General features: G+C 36.2%; 1 protein-coding gene. It reads right to left on the bottom strand.

Translation table 11 applies throughout. The features are described 5' to 3' along the window. A partial coding sequence (locus QQK25_RS25010) for an ATP-dependent Clp protease proteolytic subunit (protein ID WP_498027257.1) occupies window positions 1-292 on the bottom strand: 292 nt, incomplete at its 3' end. Window positions 293-694 lie beyond the last annotated feature (402 nt).

Raw genomic sequence — 694 nt, 5'->3', positions numbered from 1 at the left:
AAACGGCATATCCCATGCATATTGTACTTACAGCGGGTGTCACGAATTGCATAGTATCAAAAATACCTAGTCCGGATATTATTCCTCCGCCGGGAGAGTTTATAAATAAAAAAAGGTCCCGGGTCGGTTCTTCGATACTGAGATATATCATGAGACTAATAATATTGCCCGCAATCTGGGAATTAATCATTTGCGCTAAAAAAAGTGTTCTTTCTCGATAAAGTCGGCTGGTTAGGATAAAATTATATCCCTCAGGAATCGTACATGCACCTTTAGATGCATACGGTTCCAAAATACAAAATCAATGTAGTGATTCCATCCCTCTTTGTTTTTTCTCGCAAGACTTTTATAATCCCTAACGAATAGGCTTTTTTTATCAAAAAAAGTTTTTTTTGACTTGCCTCTCCAAAAAAAGGAATTCAGTAACCCTTACTTAGCTACCTAACCTCTTCTTGATGTATTGTTTCATCGAAATTAATTCCATTTACGACGTAATTTTCTTGTTCCTGAATGGGCCTGTTCAATTCTTTTAGGTTTATGCTCTACTCCGAGTAAAAATCCGGCGGATTTCTATTTGCACATATAGGACAAATGGTCCCAATACCACTTTGCTACAAAGTATTTTTTTGCATTCATTTCCTCTCTCAACTAAATAGGAGATAAATAGGAATCATTTATGAGACAAGCGATAATC

Source organism: Zoogloea oryzae (genome assembly GCF_030161255.1).
Lineage (GTDB): Bacteria > Pseudomonadota > Gammaproteobacteria > Burkholderiales > Rhodocyclaceae > Zoogloea > Zoogloea oryzae.
This window is presented reverse-complemented; position numbering and strand designations above follow the sequence as displayed.